Origin of the sequence: Pseudolabrys sp. FHR47 (assembly GCF_005153485.1) — a bacterium.
Classification (GTDB): Bacteria; Pseudomonadota; Alphaproteobacteria; order Rhizobiales; family Xanthobacteraceae; genus Pseudolabrys.
In genome coordinates this window covers 1033035-1050675 of the sequence record NZ_CP039740.1, presented here as the reverse complement: position 1 = coordinate 1050675, position 17641 = coordinate 1033035, and the positions used below count along the sequence as shown (strand labels likewise).

Genomic DNA, 17641 nt, shown 5'->3' with positions numbered 1-17641 from the left:
CACGACAGCACCCTGTTGGTTGGCGATCCCTATCCCGCTATAAAAATACCGCGGCCGCCGAGACCGGCCAGCGCAAAGCCGATTCATCACTAATGCTGCGCGGCGTTAACTTAACGGCCGTCGATCAGGACTGCCGAACTTGATTAAAGCGCCGGTCAAACGCTTAATGTCGGCATGCGAAGCCCTGTGGTGACCAAGGCGAAATCGACCCAGACGGCGCGGGACAAGGCCATCGAGGCCGCCGTCAGCCAGTTCATGAAGTCGATCGACCACGCCACGCGGCGCGAGATCGAAAAGCGCCTGCGCAAAGCCATCGCCGACGGCATCGTGAAGCCCGGCGACAGCGTCACCGCTGGCATGGGGCTGAAAAGCCCCGATGCCGATCTCGACGTCGCCGTGTTCGGCAAGATCAAGCTGTAGCGCCTGACCTATTCCGCCGGTACCGCGGCCTTCGGCACACGCGCCTCGGCCGGCTGCCGCGACAGCGCGAACAGGAAGCCAGCGACGATCAGATAAGCGAGCGTGATCTGCGGCTGCACGCCGAATCCCTTGCCGATGCCGATCGCTTCGCCGTGCATGAAGCCGAAATAGGTCAGCACCGCGCCGGCCAGCGCAAAGCCCGCCGCATTGGCGAATTTCTTCTCGATGACAAAGACGCCGATGGCGCCCAGCACCAGCCCGACCAGGATCGAGCCGCCGCCCATCAGTTCGAGGCCGTGCGCCAGCACGCCGTTCTGCGCCATCTTGCCGACGAAGTCGGGCGCGTGCTGCGCACCGAAATTCATGCCCGCGGCCCCTAACGCGCCGGACAGCAGCACGGTCGCCCAGGCCGCGAGATGCGGCGTGATGGCGAGCGCAATGGCCGGCGCATGTTCGCGCGGCGTGGTCTGGAACGCCTGCGCGCAGATCAGCATGCCGATGTACAAAAGGATCGGCGAGATCGCGACCACCGGCACGATGGCGAGCATCAATGAGATGACACCGAACCAGGACAGCACGATCACCATCAGGCCAGTCGCCGCCGAATAGCCGATGCGGCCGCCCATCGCCTTCCAGCCGGGATGACCGATATAGACGGCGTTGATGAAGGGATTGCCCATCAGGCAGCCGATCAGGCTGACGACGCCGTCGGCAGTGAGCACGCGCGTGGTCGGATAGGTGTCGCCCGCGGCTTCGGCGCTTTCGACATTGTCCATCGCCTCGACCAGATCGTAGATGCCGTAAGGAATGGCGGTGACGAGGATGATGGCGAGATAATCAAAGCCGGAGAAGACGTGACCGAAAGCCGGCAGCGGCACCGAGAAACCGAAATTAGCGAAGGCCGCGCCGACGCCGGCGACGCTGACGCCGCCGATATTGAGCCCGAACAAGGTCGAGCCCCAGGCGATCAGCATGCCGACGCCGATGGCCACGAGCCCCGCCGGAATGCCCTTGGGATATTTGTAGCCGCCGAACCAGCTCACCAGGATGATGGCGAAGCAGGTCAGCCCGATCACCGGGGTCATGAACATTTCCAGCGCCGGGCGCATCGAGATGAAGGCGATGGAAACGCCGGCGAGCGTGCCGAGCAGCGCGGCGCGCGGCGTGATCTTGCGAATGATGGGCGCGATGAAGCCGCCGATCATCAGGATGAAGCTCTGGAAGAACACCCAGACGAGGCCCGCCTCCCAGCCCTTGATGGGATCGCCGGTCGAGATGGTGATCGGCAGCATGATCACGAAGGTGACGATGAACATATGCGGCACGCTGATGCCCGACGGCAGCGCGCAGACATCGGTGCGTCCGGTCTTCTTCGCCAGGCTGTAGGCCAGATAGGCGTAGTAGAAGGTCGACAGGCACATCATCAGGCCCATCGCCGGCAAGATGCGGCCGAACACGATGGCGTCCGGCATCTTCAGCACGAAGCGCAACAGGCCGGTGAGCACCAGCATGTTGACCAGAATATTGGTGCCGAAGCCGAAGAAGGCATTCCAGTCGCCGGGCGTCCACAATGCCGGCGCCGCCGTGGTCTTGGTCTTGGCCATGTTCGTTACTCCCCGTTGTCCCCTTAAGCCGCCATCGCCTTGAGCAATTGCTGCGAACCCGTGACCCAGCCGAAAATGCCGCCCTGCGCCTTGATCATGGCGAGGCCGGCTTCGTGAAATTCCGGAAAGTAGGAAGCGCAGCAGTCCGACAGAACGATGCAGCGGTAGCCGCGATCATTGGCCTCGCGCACCGTGGTGTTGACGCAGACTTCGGTGGTGACGCCGGCCACCAGCAGATTCTCGATGCCGCGATTGGTGAGGATCAGCCCGAGATTGGTGGCGTAGAACGCGCCCTTGCCGGGCTTGTCGACCACCGGCTCACCGGGAACCGGATAAAGTGCGTCGATAATGTCGTGGCCGGCTTCGCCTTGAATGAGGATGCGGCCCATCGGGCCGGGATCGCCAATGCGTTTACTCGGCGAGCCGCGCTCGACCTTGGCCGGCGGCGCATCATGCATATCGGGGCTATGGCCTTCGCGGGTGTGAATGACCAACATGCCGGCGCCGCGCGCGGCTGAAAGCACCGCCTTGCAGGGCGCCACCGCGGCATTCAGCAGCGACACGTCATTGCCGAGCGTCTCGCCGAAGCCGCCCGGCTCCAGAAAGTCGCGCTGCATGTCGATGATGATCAGCGCTGTGCGCGCCAGATCGATGTCGATCGACGCGGGCTCGGCGGCAATCCGGGTGACCAAGGACTTTCCCTCCTTCAGGGAAAACGACGCCTTGGTCTCATCTCAGCAAGCGGCGTGCCAATCGGTACACAATCGCAAATTACTGCCCTTCAATTGATCAGATCGACCGATTCAACAAAAATTCCATCGGCTTAACAGGAAGATTGCAGCTGCCAATAAAACGGGCGGCGCATGGCTGGATCGTATAATGCCAGTCAAAAAATAGGCGACGGCGCGCAAAGCCGCGCCGTCTGCGCCAAAGCTTGTCATCGCCGGGCTTCACCTCGAGCGTGCGGTCAGGCCGGCGAAACTCCCTACTCCGCCGGCATGCCCTGCTTCGCCAGCCGCCGCGCGGCGCGGCGCTCGCGCCAGCGGTCCCGCTTTTCGGCGAGGTTGGCGATGGCCATCAGTGCCGCCGGCGTCACGATCAACGTCAACACCGTCGCGAAGCCGAGACCAAACACGATCGCCGTGGACAGGCTGATCCACCACTGCGTCGCTGGCGCACCGATCGTGATTTCGCGATTGACGAATTCGAGATTGACGCCGAAGGCGATCGGCAGCACGCCGAGGATCGCCGTGACCGCGGTGAGCACGACCGGTCGCGCACGCTCACGACAGGTCTCAAGGATGGCTTCGTAGGCGTTCTGTCCTTCACGGCGAAGTCGGTCGTACGTATCGATCAAAACGATATTGTTATTCACAATGACACCGGCGTTGGCGATCACGCCGATGCCGGTCATAACGACACCGAATGGCTGGCCCATGATCATCAGGCCAAGCAGCACCCCGATAGTCGACAAGACCACGGCCGACAGCACCAACCCGACCGAGATGAAGCGGTTGAACTGCGCCAGGAGGATCGCGAAGATCAGGAACAGCGCGGTGCCGAAGGCCTTGCCGAGGAAGGCGCCGGCCTTCTCGCGCTCCTCGTCCTCGCCCTTGAGCTTGAAGGTGACGCCGTCGCCCAATTTCATGCTGCCGAGCGTGTCGATGATCTTCTTCTGTACCACCGCGTTCTGCACGCCGTCGGCGATGTTCGACGAGACGGTCATGACGCGGTTCGCATTGACGCGGTTGATGTAGCCGACCCGCTGCGCCGGCACGCGCTCGACGAAATTGCCGATCGGCACATAGCCGGCCTGGGTCTGCACGCGCAGTTCGTCGATCTCATCGAGGCTGCGGCGGTCTTCCGGGAAGCGGACGATGATATCGACCGCCTTGTCATTGTCGGAGGGCCGATATTCGGTGACCTTGACGCCATTGGTGACGAGCTGCACGGCGTTGCCGACGGCGGTCAGTCCGGCGCCGTACTTCGCCGCTTCGGTCTTGTTGACATTGATCTTCCAGTCGATGCCCGGCAGCGGCAGGCCATCGTCGAGGTCGCGGACTTCCGGCATCTTCGACAGCGCCTCGGCGACCATCTTGGCGGCGGCGGGCAGTTTGGCCGGATCGAGCGCGGCAAGCTGCACCTGGATCGGCTTGCCGGTCGGCGGGCCGGCGCGCGGCGCCGTCACCTCGATCAGGACGCCGGGGATCGACTGCGTGCGCTCGCGGATCTGGTCCATGATGGCGTGGGCCGGCAGGCGCTTCTGCCAGTCGGCGAACTCGAACTGGATGACGCCGATCGTGTCCTCGGTGATTTCGCTCGAGCCGCGCGGCTGCTCGCCGACGCGCGTATAGACAGTCGCAAGGCCGTCGGTCGCAAGCACGGTCTTCTCGACCTGGGCCAGCGTCTTGTCTTTTTCCTCGAGAGACAGGTTGCCGCGCGCATGCACGATGACCTGGCCGTAATCGGGCTCGACACTCGGGAAGAATTCGACGCCATTACCGAGCTTGCCGTAAGCGCCGATCACCACGACCAGCAGCCCGACGGCGAGACCGAGAATGAGGACAGGCCGGTGCAGTGCAAAGCGCACCGTCCGCATGTAGAGCCCCTTGTCTGAGGCGCGATCGTCATGCGGCACCGGCGAGGCGCGGCCGAGCAGCGCGCCTAAGGTCGGCGTGAAGAACAGCGCCACGGCGAGCGAAGCCGACAAGGTCGCGATCAAGGTGATCGGCATGTATTTCATGAACTCGCCGACGATGCCGGGCCAGAACAGCAGCGGCGAGAAGGCCGCGACACGCGTCGCGGTCGCCGCGATCACCGGGCCGGACATGCGCACCGCCGCCTGGGCATAGGCCTCCTTCGGCGGCATGCCTTCCGACATGCGCCGCTCGGCATACTCGGAGACGATGATGGCGTCGTCGACCAGCATGCCCACGGCCAGAATGAGCGAGAACAGCACGACGATGTTGACGGTCAGGCCAGCGAGCTGAAGGCCGAGCACGCCGGCCAGGAACGACGCCGGAATCGCGATGCCGATGAACAGCGAGGCGCGGAAGCCGAGCGCGAACAGGATGATGACGGCGACCAGCAGCACGCCTGTGGCAACAGAGTTTTGCAGGTCGGCCAGCATCTGGCGGATAATTTTGGATTTGTCCTGGGTGAAGCCGACTTCGACGCCTTCGGGCCATATCTTCTGCATCACGGCGACCTGTTTCTTCACCGCATCGACGGTTTCGATCAGGTTGGCGCCAGTGCGCTTGGAGACTTCGATCGCCATGGCCGGCTGGCCGTTGACGCGCGTCACCGAGGTCGCGTCCTTGAAGGTCGGGCGCACGGTGGCGATATCGCCGAGCGACACCGATGCACCGGCGGTCGAGGCGATGGGGATATTGAGCATGTCCTGCGGCCGCTCGATCAGACCCGGCACCTTGACGGCAAAACGGCCGGTCGCGCTTTCCAGCGCACCGGCCGCGATCAGGCTGTTGGACTGCTGCGTCACCTGAATGAGCTGGTCGATCGAAATGCCATAGCTCTTCATCAGCATCGGCTCGGCGACGACCTCGACGGCCTCGTCTCGCGCGCCGCGCAGTTCCGCCTTGAGCACACCCGGCTGCTGCTCGATCTGATTCTTGGCCTCGCGCGCGATGCGCAGCAGGGTACGTTCCGGGACGCTGCCGGCCAAAGTCACCACGAGCACCGGATAGAGCGACAGGTTGACTTCCTGCACCGACGGTTCGTCGGCGTCGCGCGGCAGATCGCGCTTGGCCTGATCGACCTTGGCGCGCACATCGGCGAGCGCGGCGTCGGAATTGAAGCCGGCCTCGAACTCGAGGAGCACATAACCGCCGCCTTCATAGCCGGTGGCGCGCATTTCCTTGACGTTGGTCACCGACTTGAGCTGCGTCTCGACCGGGCGGATCAATAGGCGCTCGGCGTCTTCGGGGCTGATGCCGCGCTGCGTCAACTGCACATAGATAATCGGCACCTTAACGTCGGGCTCGGCCTCTTTCGGGATGGTCTGGTAGGCGATGAGGCCCGCGACCAACAAAAAGGCGAGCGTCGCCAGGGTCAGGCGCGCATGCGAGATGGCGTAGTTGATGAAGGTGGACATTTAATCGCCCGCTACTTCGCCGCTGTTTCCGCCGGCGCTTCCGTCGCCTCGACCTTCTGCCCTTCGCGCACGAAGTCCTGACCGCGCACGATCACGCGCGCGCCGTCGGGGATGCCCGACAGCCACATCGTGTCCTGCAGATCCTCGACGATCTTCACCGGCACGAACTGCACCTTCTGCTCGGCATCGACGATACGAACGCCGATGTCACCGGAGGAGGCAATGGTCAGAGCCGAGCGCGGCACCTGGGCCGCCGGCTCCGGCTGCAGCGACACCGCGACTTCCGCGGTAATGCCATCGGGGATCGCGCCCTTGGCATTCTCCATCTCCACCTCGACGCGATAAGTGCGCGTCGTAGCGCTGGCGGACTTGGCGACATAGCGCACGCGACCGGTGACGGTCTGGCCGGTAATCAGCTTGACCTGTGCTGCCTCTCCGACCTTCACGCCGGCAAGCTTGCGCTCGGAGACCTCGACCACCGCCAACATCGGATCGAGTGCGACCAACGTCGCGACTTCCTTGCCGGCCATCGAGAAGGCGGCGCCGCCGACTTCGGCCGGCACATCGGTAATCACGCCGGCCCAGGGTGCGCGCACCACACTGCGCTCCAGTTCGGCGCGCGCGGCGCTGAGCGCAGCTTCCGCCGCCTTATGCTGCGATTCCAGATTGACCATGTCGAGCTTGGGCAGCGCGCCGCTTTGGATCAATGTCCGCTTGGCATCGAGCTCGGCCTTGCGTTGTTCGACCAGCGCCTCGGCTTGCGCAACTTGAGCCTTGCGCGCGTCATCGGATAGCACGGCGACGATCTCGTCCTTCTCGACATGCTGGCCACGCTTGACGCGCAGTTCCACCAATGTGCCGCCGGTGCGCGCGGTGATGGCGACTTTGCGGTCGGCTTCGGTGCGGCCCGACAAGGTCAGTTTCGGCGCGTGCTGTTCGACCTTCACCGGCGCGACCGAAACGCGGAACAGCGCCTGTTGTTTGGCTTCGCCGGGACGCACGGCCGCTTCGCCCTTGGCACTTTCGTGCGGGAAAAGATGGCCCGATGCGATCCAGACTACCGCAGCGGCGACGATGCCGACGGCAGCGATACGACTGGCTTTCATCATGATTTCATACCGTTCCTGGATCGGTTGCCGTTCGCAGCCTTGGGCGGCGCCAGCAGACCATGCACCATTTTGAGAACAAGCGGCAGCGACGCCTCGGCGCTGAATTTCGCGTCGACCGAGCGCCGCCACGACATGCCGTCGCCGATCGCGAGCAGGAGACCGGCGACGGCATCGATATCGACGTCGTTGCGGATTTCACCACGTTCGGCGGCGTGCGAGAGCATCGCCGCGATCCGATCGCGGACCTCATCCTCGATGGTCTGGTAGATTTTGGCGATGTCCGGATGACGGCGGCTCTCGGCCATGATCTCCGCACAGATCGACACCTCGGCATCGGTGCGGTCCACGAGGTGATATTGAGCAAGGCCGGCAAGCGCCTCGAAGAAGTCGGGCGCGTCCTTAACCTGATCGAAGCTGTCCACCGCGTCGGCCCGGTTGCGCTCGCAAATGCCGGAGATCAGCGCCTCTTTCGACGGAAAGTAGCGGTAGAGGTTACCGGGACTCATCGCCGCTTCCGCGCAGATGTCCTGCATCGACGCCCGATGAAATCCCGATCGGGCAAAGCAGCGCTCGGCGGCGTCGAGAATTTCAGCGCGACGGTCCGACTGCCGCTGCTGGTTCGGATGGCGCATGGATTGTCCTGAAGCGTTCGTATCGAAGCACTATTGTGCGCCGCAACATAATGAGAATGAACGTTCACTCTGGTATTTATAATGCACGAGATTGTCAACGGAATACCGACGCCGGGCCAATTGACCGAACATGCGGGAGGGCCTTTTCTGGCCTCAAGGCGCGGCGAATGCGGAAGGGTGAAAGAGAAACATGGCCTATCTGATGGTTTTCATCGGCGGCGGCATCGGTGCGGCGTTGCGCCACGGCGTCAATCTCGGCACGGCCCGGCTGTTCGGGACGTCGTTCCCTTACGGAACCCTCACCGTGAATATCGTGGGCTGTCTGGTGATGGGGCTGCTGACCGGCTATTTCGCCTTCAAGGGCGATGTCGGCCAGCACTGGCGCTTGTTCATGACGACCGGCATTCTCGGCGGTTTCACGACGTTTTCAGCGTTCTCGCTCGATGTCGCCCTGCTCTACGAACGCGGCGAAATCGGCCTCGCGGCAACTTATATCCTCGCCTCGGTGGTGGTTTCGCTGGTTGCGGTTTTTGCCGGGCTCGCGCTGATGCGCAGCCTGACGTGATGGCCGTCGCATTGAGGCGATCCGCCCGGCGTGGTAATTCTGCCTTAAATTCAGTCCAAACGACGCACCACTCAGCTTGGAGACGAGCTTTTCGGGGAGAAACGCCGTGGTGAGATTAGCGATCGCAGCTTTGATGGCAGCCGGTTTGACGGCCGGACTCTGGTCTCAGCCTGCCGAGGCACAAGGCCGCAAGCCATTCCACGCCATGTCCAATGACGAGAAGAATGACGTGAAGACGGCCGAGACCGTCGATGCGCAGTATCGCAATGCGCTGGAGCGGACGCGCAAGGACACCGCGCCGGTGCAGGTCGACCCCTGGTCGAACATGCGCGGCACCGAAACGACTCCGAAGAAGAAATAACCGGCGCTTTATTCGCGCATGATCTTTTCCGAAAACCGCCGCACACTTTTCGGGATCATGCTTTGTTTGCGCATGATCTTTTCCGAAAACCGCCGCACACTTTTCGGGATCATGCTTTACCAGCGATAGCGCGGTCCCCAATAGGGGCCGAAATAGTGCCGCCGATAATAGGGCCCATAATAAACGGGCGGCGGCGGCACTTCGTAATAGATCGGCGGTTCCTCGACATAATAACGCGGCCGCGACACGCGCCGCGGCGGCACGCGGCCGGTGAAGTCGATCGCGGTCTGAATGGCATAGCCATTCTTGTCCTGCCAGGTCACGGCACACCAGCCCGCGGTGCATTCGCCGACATCGATCAGGCTGCCGCTCGGGATCTTGCCGAGGATGTCCTTGTCAGTGCCGGGCCCCGACCGCAGATTGACAGTCGAGGGTACATAAGCCGGCTTGGCGACCGCCGGAGCAGCTGCTGCTGCCAACACCAGGGCCACCGCGAAAGCCATGAAGACGCGCATTGCCGTCGTTCCGTTCTGGGGCATTTCAGCCCTTCACACCGGGCCGGACCATAACATGACAAAGGCTAAAAGCGGCAGCATCGCGGCGCGCCGTGCAGGCCGCCGGCGCTTGCATGGGGCCTTCCTCCTGTGAGAGAAGGCGCGCATGTCCAAGACCGATAACACAACCCCGACCTCCGCTGCCGATGCGCTGCCCGACCGCCTGTCGACCGACCCGCGCAGCCCTTACTTCAACGCCGACATCCTGTCGCGCGACATCGGCATCCGCTTCAAGGGCATCGAGAAGACCAATGTCGAGGAGTACTGCGTCAGCGAAGGCTGGATCCGCGTCGCCGCCGGCAAGGCGCTCGACCGCTATGGCCAGCCGCTGACCATCAAGCTCACCGGCACGGTTGAACCCTACTTCCGCGATAAGGCCTAAGGGCCGGCAAGGCGTAGAGGGCATCCGGAGCGCGCCGATGAACGACGAGCTCGCCCATTCCGAAATCGCCCGGCTGGAAGAGCGGATCGAGGAGCTTCGCCAGGCGATCGAGCGCTGCGACAAGCTGGCCTGGGCCGCCAGAATCGCCATCACCGGCGGCGCGCTGTGGTTCGTGCTGGCGCTGCCCGGCATCCTGACCTTTTCGGCAACCGGATTTGCCGGCGCGCTGGCCGCGCTGCTCGGCGGTTTCGTGCTGGCCGGTTCCAACAAGACGACGCGCGAGCAAACCGAGGCGGCGCTGCAGGAGGCCGAGGAGCGGCGTCGCGCGCTGATCGACACCATGCGGCTGCGGCTGGTCGAGACGCTCGGTATTACGGTGCATTGAGCCCGACGCCGATACGGTTAACGCCGATCGATAAATTCGTCGCGATTGCCTCCCGACAATCTTAACGGCCGCGTTGCAATATCCGCGCGTGGACGAGAAGTGGGAGATCGAACTGTGATCCGGATCAAAATCAAAAAGGGAAACATCGACGCGGCGCTCGAGGAGTTCAACGCGGCGAAGAAAGAGCAGAACCGGAAGTTCGACGAACAGGTCGCCGCTTTCTTCGCGCCGAAAGGTGAGGGGGAGGCCGAAGCCGGGCAGAAGCCGGCGGCCCCGCGCGCCCCGAGCTACCAGAGCATTCTGTCGCGCTCGCGCCGCATCGGCTGAGACGCGGCGGCGCCGCCACAGGCCAGCGTCGGACATGAAAATGCCCCGCCAAGCGGGGCATTTTGCTTTTCGGATTGGCGTAACGATAAAGCGCCCTACTCCGCCGCTTCCATCTTCGGCCGCACGGCCTCGACCTTCGCCGCGCAGAATTTGAACTCCGGAATCTTGCCGAACGGATCGAGCTTCGGGTTGGTCAGGAGGTTCGCCGCCGCTTCCACGTAGGCGAAGGGGATGAACACGACACCATCCGGCACCGCATCGTCCTGCCGCGCCTGCAATTCGACCTCGCCGCGCCGCGTCGACACCCGCACCATGTCGCCCGGCTCGATACCGAGCTTCTCGATGGTGCCGCGCGACAGCTGCGCGATCGCGGTCGGCTCGAGCGCGTCGAGCACCTTGGCGCGGCGGGTCATCGAGCCGGTGTGCCAGTGCTCGAGCTGGCGGCCGGTAGAGAGGATGAACGGATAGTCGTGATCCGGCACCTCGTCGGGCGGCGTGAGCTTAGTGGCGACCAGCTTGGCGAAGCCGCCCGGGCGCGGGAAGCCGTTGTCGAACACGACGTCGCGACCCGGAACATCCGGTCCGTCGACCGGATAGGTCACGGCGTATTCGCGCTCGACGCGCTCCCAGGTGATGTTGGCGAGCGCCGGCATCAGCGAGGCCATCTCGGTGAAGACCTCGCCGACATGCTTGTAGTTCCAGCCGCAGCCGAGCCGGTTGGCGATGTCCTGGATGATCCAGAGGTCCTGGCGCGCATCGCCCGGCATCGGCACCGCGGCGCGGCCCATCTGGACCTGGCGGTTGGTGTTGGTGACGGTGCCGTCCTTCTCCGGCCAGCCGGAGGCCGGCAGCACGACATCGGCGTAAACGGCGGTTTCGGTCAGGAACAGGTCCTGCACCACGAGGTGCTCGAGATGGGCCAGCGCCTGACGCGCGTGGTTGAGATCGGGGTCGGACATCGCCGGGTTTTCGCCCTCGATATACATGCCCTTGATTTCGCCTTCATGGATCGCGTCCATGATCTCAACGACGGTCTTGCCGCGCTTCGGCGGCAGCTTGACGCCCCAGACACGTTCGTACTGGCTGCGGATTTCCGGATTTTCGACCGACTTGTAGTCCGGGAAGAACATCGGGATCAGACCCGCGTCGGAGGCGCCCTGCACGTTGTTCTGGCCGCGCAGCGGATGAAGCCCGGTGCCGGGACGGCCGATCTGGCCGGTAATGAGCGCCAGCGCGATCAGGCAGCGGGCGTTGTCGGTGCCGTGGGTGTGCTGGGAGACACCCATGCCCCAAAAAATGATCGAAGACTCGGCCCGCGCATAGGCACGCGCAACTTCGCGCAAGGTGTCGGCATCAATGCCGCAGATCGGCGCCATCTCTTCCGGCGTGAAGTCCTTGATGTTTTCTTTCCAGGCGTCGAAGCCTTCGACGTAGGTCTGGATGTATTGCTCATCGTATAGCTTCTCGGTCACGATGACGTTGAGCATGGCGTTGAGCATCGCCACGTCGGTGCCGTTCTTGAACTGCATCATCTTCCAGGCATGGCGCTTCATCGCCGTGCCACGCGGATCCATGATCACGAGCTTGGAGCCGCGCTTGGCGGCCTGCTTGAAATAAGTCGCCGCCACCGGATGGTTCTCGGTCGGGTTTGCGCCGATGACGATGATGACTTCCGAGTTCTTCACTTCGTTGAAGGTCGCCGACACCGCCGCCGAACCGACGCCTTCGAGCAGCGCCGATACCGACGAGGCATGACAGAGCCGCGTGCAATGATCGACGTTATTGGTGCCGAAGCCCTGCCGCACCAGCTTCTGGAACAGATAGGCCTCTTCGTTCGACCCTTTGGCCGAACCGAAACCGGCCAGCGCCTGCGAGCCGTCGCGATCGCGGATGGTCTTGAGACCGCCCGCGGCGCGATCAAGCGCTTCTTCCCAGGTCGCCTCGCGGAAATGGGTCCACGGGTTCGACGGGTCGATGAATTCGTGCGGAATCTTCGGCACGCCTTCCTTGCGGATCATCGGCTTGGTCAGGCGCTGCGGATTGTTGACATAGTCGAAGCCGAAGCGGCCCTTGACGCAGAGCCGGTTCTCGTTGGCCGGACCGTTGCGGCCGGTGACGGCGACGATCTTGTCGTTCTTGATCTGGTAGGTGAGTTGGCAGCCAACGCCGCAATAGGGACAGACCGAGTCCACCGTGCGATCGGGAGCGCCGAGATAGATGTTGTTGTCATCGACCATGGTCGACGGCATCAGCGCGCCGGTCGGGCAGGCCTGCACGCATTCGCCGCAGGCGACGCAAGTCGACTGACCCATCGGATCGTCGAAATCGAACACGATCTTTTCGGTGTGACCGCGGCCAGCCATGCCGATCACGTCATTGACCTGTACTTCGCGACAGGCACGGACGCAGAGATTACACTGGATGCAAGCGTCGAGATTGACCGCCATGGCCGGATGCGAGCGGTCGGGTTCCGGCACGATGATCGCATCGCGCTTCGGAAAACGGCCCGCCTCGGCGTGCTGCCGTTTGGCCGTCTTCCAGAATTCTGAGTCGCGATCATGAGCGACGTCCATCGCCGGCTGGTCGGTGACCAGCAACTCCGCCACCATCTTGCGTGCGGTCTGGGCGCGATGGGTGTCGGTCTTCACCTTCATGCCGGGCGACGGCGTGCGGATGCAGGACGCCGCCAGCACGCGTTCGCCCTCGATCTCAACCATGCAGACGCGGCAATTACCGTCGGCACGGTAGCCGGGCTTCGGCGAGTAGCACAGATGCGGCAGCTTGATGTCGAGACGACGCGCGGCGCGGAAGATCGATTCACCCTCGCGGATGTCGATTTCGTGGCCGTCGATAAAGAAGGTTTTCGCCGGCTGTTCCGTCATGGCGCGAGATCCTGAAGCGGCTTTTCGAGGTCTTCGGGGAAATAAGTGAGCACCGACAACAGCGGATTGGGCGCTGCCTGGCCGAGGCCGCAGATCGACGCATCGCGCATCAATGTCGACAATTCGGTCAGCAAACCGACGTTCCAGGGACCGTGTTCCATTAGCTTGACGGCCTTTTCGGTGCCGACACGGCATGGCGTGCACTGGCCGCAACTTTCATCCTCGAAAAACTTCATGAGGTTGAGCGCGACCGCCTTCATGTCGTCCTTGTCGGACAGGATGACCACCGCGTGCGAGCCGACGAAGCCGCCATGCTTTTCGAAAGTACCGAAATCGAGCGGATGCTCGGCGAACGAGGCCGGAAAGATGCCACCCGAAGCGCCGCCGGGCAGAAAGCCCTTGAGCCTATGGCCGTCCTGCATACCGCCGCAGTATTTGTCGATCAGTTCGCGGATCGTGGTCCCGGCCGGAGCGACTTTCACGCCAGGGTTCTTCACGCGGCCCGATACCGAAAAACTGCGGAAGCCGGTGCGATCCGGCTTGCCCTGCGAGGCGAACCACTGCGGACCTTTCTCGATGATGTCGCGGATCCAGTACATCGTCTCGACGTTCTGCTCGAGCGTCGGACGGCCGAACAGGCCCTTCTGCGCGACATAAGGCGGACGATGGCGCGGCAGGCCGCGCTTGCCTTCGATCGACTCGATCATCGCCGATTCTTCGCCGCAGATATAAGCGCCGGCACCGCGGCGCACATGCACCTTGGTGTGCGGCGACAGACCGGCGGCCGCGACCTTGTCGAGCTCCTCGATCAGCATCAGCCGGATCTCGGGATACTCATCGCGAACGTAGAGATAAGTGTCGGCAGCTTCGACCACGAAGGCGGCGATCAGCATGCCTTCGATGAAACGATGCGGATCGCGCTCGAGATAGAAGCGGTCCTTGAAAGTGCCTGGCTCGCCCTCATCGCAGTTCACCGCGAACAGGCGTGGCGCCGGTTCGGCGCGCACCAGCGACCATTTGCGCCCGGTCGGGAAGCCGGCGCCGCCGAGGCCGCGCAGGCCGGCATCGCTGACGAGCTTGATCAGCTCATCGGTTGTGCGCTTGCCGGCGAGGAGATCCTTCAGCAGCGAGTAGCCACCCGCCTTCTGGTAGCCGGCGAAATCCGTCTGCGGTTTCCAGGCATGAGGATGCGGATGCGTCTTCACTGCCGCCGCGACCTTGTCGGCGGTGGCATTGAAGGTCTGCATGTGGCCGACAGCGACAGCAGGCGCGTGATCGCAGGCGCCCATGCAGGGCGCACGCACGACACGCACATCCTTGCCGAGCTTGCCCGGCAGTTCATGGAGCAGCTTGTCGGCGCCCGCCATACAGCACGACAGGGAGTCGCAGACGCGCACAGTGACCGGCGCCGGCGGCGTGCCGCCTTCCTTCACCACGTCGAAATGCGAATAGAAGGTCGCGACCTCGTAGACCTCGGCCTGCGCCATACGCATTTCCTGCGCCAGCGCGGCGAGATGCGGCGCGGAGATATGGCCGTAATGATCCTGAATGAGGTGCAGATGCTCGATGAGCAGATCGCGCCGGCGCGGCTTGTCGATCAGCAGCGCTTGCACTTCGCTCAGCGCTTGCGGGTCGACCTGTCGGCCTTTGGGGGTGCGCCGCGCTTTGCGTCGGCCGCCCTGACCCGGGCCGTTGCCGCCGGTTTTCGGCGGATTATGAATATTCATCAGCTTCTCCCAGAGGGCTTTTTTGAAGCCGTTCCAGAGAGTGGACAAGCCCGTCCCCGGTATGGGTTAATAGCCAAAAGCTATCGTGAGAGTGGCGATTGGCGCGCAAGATTGATGCGTGCGCGGGCGGCCTGTGTTAAGTTAAGGTTCTGATTCAGAAGGATTATTCCTTTGATCGACAAACTCGAGTTCCTGCTGGCGCTGGCACGGGAAAAGCACTTCGGCCGGGCCGCCGAGGCCTGCGGCGTAACCCAGCCAACCCTGTCGGCCGGCGTGAAGCAACTCGAGGAGCAGATGGGCGTCCTGCTGGTCAAACGCGGCTCGCGATTCCAGGGCTTCACACCGGAAGGCGAGCGTGTGCTCGACTGGGCGCGCCGCATCGTCGGCGACAGCCGCGCCATGCGCGAGGACATCAAGGCCCTGCGTCACGGCCTGACCGGGCGGCTGCGCATCGCCGCGATCCCGACGGCGCTGCCCATGGTGGCCGCGCTCACAACGCCCTATCGCGAGCGCCACCCCCATGTGCAGTTCACGGTGCTGTCGCGAACCTCGATCGAAATTCTCGACCTCCTGGAAAATCTCGAGATCGATGCCGGCATCACCTACATCGAGAACGAGCCGATCGGCCGGGTCAACATCGTGCCGCTCTATCAGGAGCATTACCGGCTGTTGACGTCTGCCGACGCCCCGCTCGGCGATCGCGAGAGCGTCACCTGGGCGGAGCTGGCGCAGGTGCCGCTGTGCCTGCTGACGCCCGACATGCAGAACCGCCGCATCATCGATCGCCTTCTCAAAAGCGCCGGCGCCGAAGCCCGGCCGACGCTGGAATCGAATTCGATGATCCTTTTGTACAGCCACGTGCGCACCGGACGATGGGCGAGCGTGATGCCGGAGAAGATCGCGCAGACCCTCGGGCTCACCGAAACGATCCGCGCCATCCCGATTCTGGAACCCGACGCGTTTCAGACGATCGGCCTCGTGGTACCGCGGCGCGAACCGATGACGCCGGCAACCGCGGCGCTCGTCACTGAAGCCAAGCGCCTCGCGCCGTCGCTAGCGTGACGGCTCCGAGACGACCTACTTCTTCGCGGTTCTCTTGACGGCTTTCTTGACGGTCTTCTTGCGCGCCTTGCTTTTGGCCCGCTTGATGCCGTCGACGATCAGCGTTTCGGCCTCGCGCGCATCGAGCCATTTGACGATCGATACCCACTTGCCCTTTTCCAGATCCTTGTAGTGCTGGAAGAAGTGCGCGATCTGCTCGATCATCACGTCCGGCAAATCGCGATAGCTGGTGATGCCGCGATAGAACGGATGCAGCTTGTCGACCGGCACTGCAAGAATCTTCTCGTCGCCGCCGGCTTCGTCTTCCATCAGCAGCGCGCCGACCGGGCGCACGCGAATTACGGCGCCAGGCACCACCGGCACCTGCGTGATTACCAACACGTCGCAGGGATCGCCATCGTTCGACAAAGTATGCGGGATGAAGCCGTAATTGCCGGGATAGAACATCGCGGTGTGCAGGAAACGGTCGACGAACAACGCGCTGGAGGCCTTGTCGAACTCGTATTTTACCGGCACGCCGCCAAGCGGCACCTCGATCACGGCATAAACGTCGTGCGGCGGGTTGAGGCCAGACGGTATCTTTGTGAGGTCCATGGGCAGCGTCCTGTTTAATCGGACTTTAACACGGTCAAACGCAAAAGAACCATGAACGCGGCTATCTCATCCGCTGTCATGCCCGGGCTTGTCCCGGGCATCCCGCTTATGGACGCACTGTGCCTACCTAAGCGAGATGGCCGGGTCTCGCCCTTCGGGCGGCCCGGCCATGACAACTTGGCGGCGGAAGACGCTACATCACCTTCTCGTGCATGTGGCGGAACATCGCCTTTTTGGCCTCGTCGTCGAATTCGGTCTTGAAGGTGTGCTTGTCCTTGATGGCGACGGCGCGGGCCGAGGCCGGGCGCGCGTTGATCTCGTCCACCAGGCGCTTGAGGTTCGGGAATTTGGCCCAGTAACTCTCGCCGAGCGCCACGGGAATGAGCCGCGCCCAGCCCCATAGCGCCATGTCGACGATCGTGTAGCTATCGCCGACCATGTATTTCTGTTTGCCGAGCCGCGCGTCGATGATGCCATAGTGCCGCTGCGCCTCGTACATGTAGCGGTTGATGGCGTATTCGATCTTGTCCGGCGCGTAATTGCGGAAGTGCACCGACTGCCCCGAGTACGGCCCGACGCCGGAGGCGATGAACATCAGCCACGACAACAGCTCGCCGCGCAGCTTGTCGCCCGAGGCCGGCATGAACTCGCCGGTCTTTTCGCCGAGATAAAGCAGGATGGCGTTGGAATCGAACACGGTGACGTCGCCATCGACGATCGCCGGCACCTTCGCATTCGGATTGATCGCCAGATATTCCGGCTTGTGCTGGTCGCCCTTGCGGGTGTCGACAGGGATCGCCTCGTAGGGCAGCCCAGCCTCTTCGAGGAACAGCGCCACCTTCATCGGGTTCGGCGCGCCGGAATAGTAGAACTTGAGCATAGTGTTTCCCCTTGGGTAACCCGGTTTCAAATCGGCGCGCAGTCGA

General features: G+C 63.3%; 17 protein-coding genes. 7 read left to right on the top strand and 10 right to left on the bottom strand.

All coding sequences use genetic code 11. The annotated features are described in order from the left end of the window. Nucleotides 1-189: 189 nt before the first annotated feature. A complete protein-coding gene (locus tag E8Q40_RS05175; RefSeq protein WP_137043372.1) occupies nucleotides 190-420 on the top strand; it encodes a DUF6494 family protein in 231 nt (76 codons plus the stop codon). An 8-nt stretch (nucleotides 421-428) separates the two neighbouring features. On the opposite strand, the gene E8Q40_RS05170 is transcribed toward E8Q40_RS05175, so the two are convergent. The 5 genes from E8Q40_RS05170 to E8Q40_RS05150 all read right to left on the bottom strand — a co-directional run bounded on the left by E8Q40_RS05170 (nucleotide 429) and on the right by E8Q40_RS05150 (nucleotide 7876). After that, nucleotides 429-2024: a regulator gene (locus E8Q40_RS05170; protein WP_137043371.1), complete on the bottom strand. Its 1596-nt coding sequence runs from the start codon at nucleotides 2022-2024 to the stop codon at nucleotides 429-431. 23 nt (nucleotides 2025-2047) lie between these two features. Further along, the gene (locus tag E8Q40_RS05165; protein WP_370455233.1) at nucleotides 2048-2716 is read right to left on the bottom strand and encodes a cysteine hydrolase family protein; all 669 of its coding nucleotides are present in this window, start codon (nucleotides 2714-2716) and stop codon (nucleotides 2048-2050) included. Between the two features lie 293 nt (nucleotides 2717-3009). After that, the gene (locus E8Q40_RS05160) at nucleotides 3010-6135 is read right to left on the bottom strand and encodes an efflux RND transporter permease subunit (RefSeq protein ID WP_137043369.1); all 3126 of its coding nucleotides are present in this window, start codon (nucleotides 6133-6135) and stop codon (nucleotides 3010-3012) included. 11 nt (nucleotides 6136-6146) lie between these two features. After that, nucleotides 6147-7244: an efflux RND transporter periplasmic adaptor subunit gene (locus tag E8Q40_RS05155; protein WP_137043368.1), complete on the bottom strand. Its 1098-nt coding sequence runs from the start codon at nucleotides 7242-7244 to the stop codon at nucleotides 6147-6149. Beyond that, on the bottom strand, nucleotides 7241-7876 hold the full coding sequence (locus E8Q40_RS05150) for a TetR/AcrR family transcriptional regulator (protein ID WP_137043367.1): 636 nt from the start codon (nucleotides 7874-7876) through the stop codon (nucleotides 7241-7243). The genes E8Q40_RS05155 and E8Q40_RS05150 overlap by 4 nt, the downstream gene beginning before the upstream one ends. A gap of 190 nt (nucleotides 7877-8066) precedes the next feature. On the opposite strand from E8Q40_RS05150, the gene crcB reads away from it, so the two are divergent. Together crcB and E8Q40_RS05140 are read left to right on the top strand one after the other, a co-directional pair. Further along, nucleotides 8067-8441, top strand: coding sequence for a fluoride efflux transporter CrcB (gene crcB / locus E8Q40_RS05145; RefSeq protein ID WP_137043366.1), 375 nt, complete (start codon nucleotides 8067-8069; stop codon nucleotides 8439-8441). Between the two features lie 133 nt (nucleotides 8442-8574). Continuing rightward, nucleotides 8575-8802, top strand: coding sequence for a hypothetical protein (locus E8Q40_RS05140; RefSeq protein ID WP_205995695.1), 228 nt, complete (start codon nucleotides 8575-8577; stop codon nucleotides 8800-8802). A 116-nt stretch (nucleotides 8803-8918) separates the two neighbouring features. Here E8Q40_RS05140 and E8Q40_RS05135 read toward each other — a convergent pair whose 3' ends face one another. Next, the gene (locus E8Q40_RS05135) at nucleotides 8919-9341 is read right to left on the bottom strand and encodes an SH3 domain-containing protein (RefSeq protein WP_137043364.1); all 423 of its coding nucleotides are present in this window, start codon (nucleotides 9339-9341) and stop codon (nucleotides 8919-8921) included. Between the two features lie 121 nt (nucleotides 9342-9462). On the opposite strand from E8Q40_RS05135, the gene E8Q40_RS05130 reads away from it, so the two are divergent. The 3 genes from E8Q40_RS05130 to E8Q40_RS05120 all read left to right on the top strand — a co-directional run bounded on the left by E8Q40_RS05130 (nucleotide 9463) and on the right by E8Q40_RS05120 (nucleotide 10450). Further along, nucleotides 9463-9738 (top strand): DUF3297 family protein, encoded by a 276-nt coding sequence (locus E8Q40_RS05130; protein ID WP_137043363.1) that lies wholly within the window; start codon nucleotides 9463-9465, stop codon nucleotides 9736-9738. Between the two features lie 37 nt (nucleotides 9739-9775). Continuing rightward, nucleotides 9776-10123 carry a hypothetical protein gene (locus tag E8Q40_RS05125; protein ID WP_137043362.1) on the top strand — a complete coding sequence of 116 codons (348 nt, stop codon included), beginning with the start codon at nucleotides 9776-9778 and terminating at the stop codon, nucleotides 10121-10123. 114 nt (nucleotides 10124-10237) lie between these two features. After that, the gene (locus E8Q40_RS05120; protein WP_137043361.1) at nucleotides 10238-10450 is read left to right on the top strand and encodes a hypothetical protein; all 213 of its coding nucleotides are present in this window, start codon (nucleotides 10238-10240) and stop codon (nucleotides 10448-10450) included. Nucleotides 10451-10545: 95 nt separating this feature from the next. Here E8Q40_RS05120 and fdhF read toward each other — a convergent pair whose 3' ends face one another. Beyond that, a complete protein-coding gene (fdhF, locus tag E8Q40_RS05115; RefSeq protein WP_137043360.1) occupies nucleotides 10546-13332 on the bottom strand; it encodes a formate dehydrogenase subunit alpha in 2787 nt (928 codons plus the stop codon). After that, nucleotides 13329-15059: an NAD(P)H-dependent oxidoreductase subunit E gene (locus tag E8Q40_RS05110; RefSeq protein ID WP_137043359.1), complete on the bottom strand. Its 1731-nt coding sequence runs from the start codon at nucleotides 15057-15059 to the stop codon at nucleotides 13329-13331. The genes fdhF and E8Q40_RS05110 overlap by 4 nt, the downstream gene beginning before the upstream one ends. A 171-nt stretch (nucleotides 15060-15230) precedes the next feature. Here E8Q40_RS05110 and E8Q40_RS05105 point away from each other — a divergent pair, with 171 nt between their 5' ends. Further along, nucleotides 15231-16121: a LysR family transcriptional regulator gene (locus E8Q40_RS05105; protein WP_137043358.1), complete on the top strand. Its 891-nt coding sequence runs from the start codon at nucleotides 15231-15233 to the stop codon at nucleotides 16119-16121. Nucleotides 16122-16136: 15 nt separating this feature from the next. Here the strand turns inward: E8Q40_RS05105 and ppa are convergent, their stop codons facing one another. Together ppa and E8Q40_RS05095 are read right to left on the bottom strand one after the other, a co-directional pair. Next, complete coding sequence (gene ppa / locus E8Q40_RS05100) at nucleotides 16137-16715, bottom strand: inorganic diphosphatase (RefSeq protein ID WP_137043357.1); 579 nt, start codon at nucleotides 16713-16715, stop codon at nucleotides 16137-16139. Nucleotides 16716-16908: 193 nt separating this feature from the next. Further along, complete coding sequence (locus tag E8Q40_RS05095; protein WP_137043356.1) at nucleotides 16909-17595, bottom strand: glutathione S-transferase family protein; 687 nt, start codon at nucleotides 17593-17595, stop codon at nucleotides 16909-16911. Nucleotides 17596-17641: the final 46 nt, after the last annotated feature.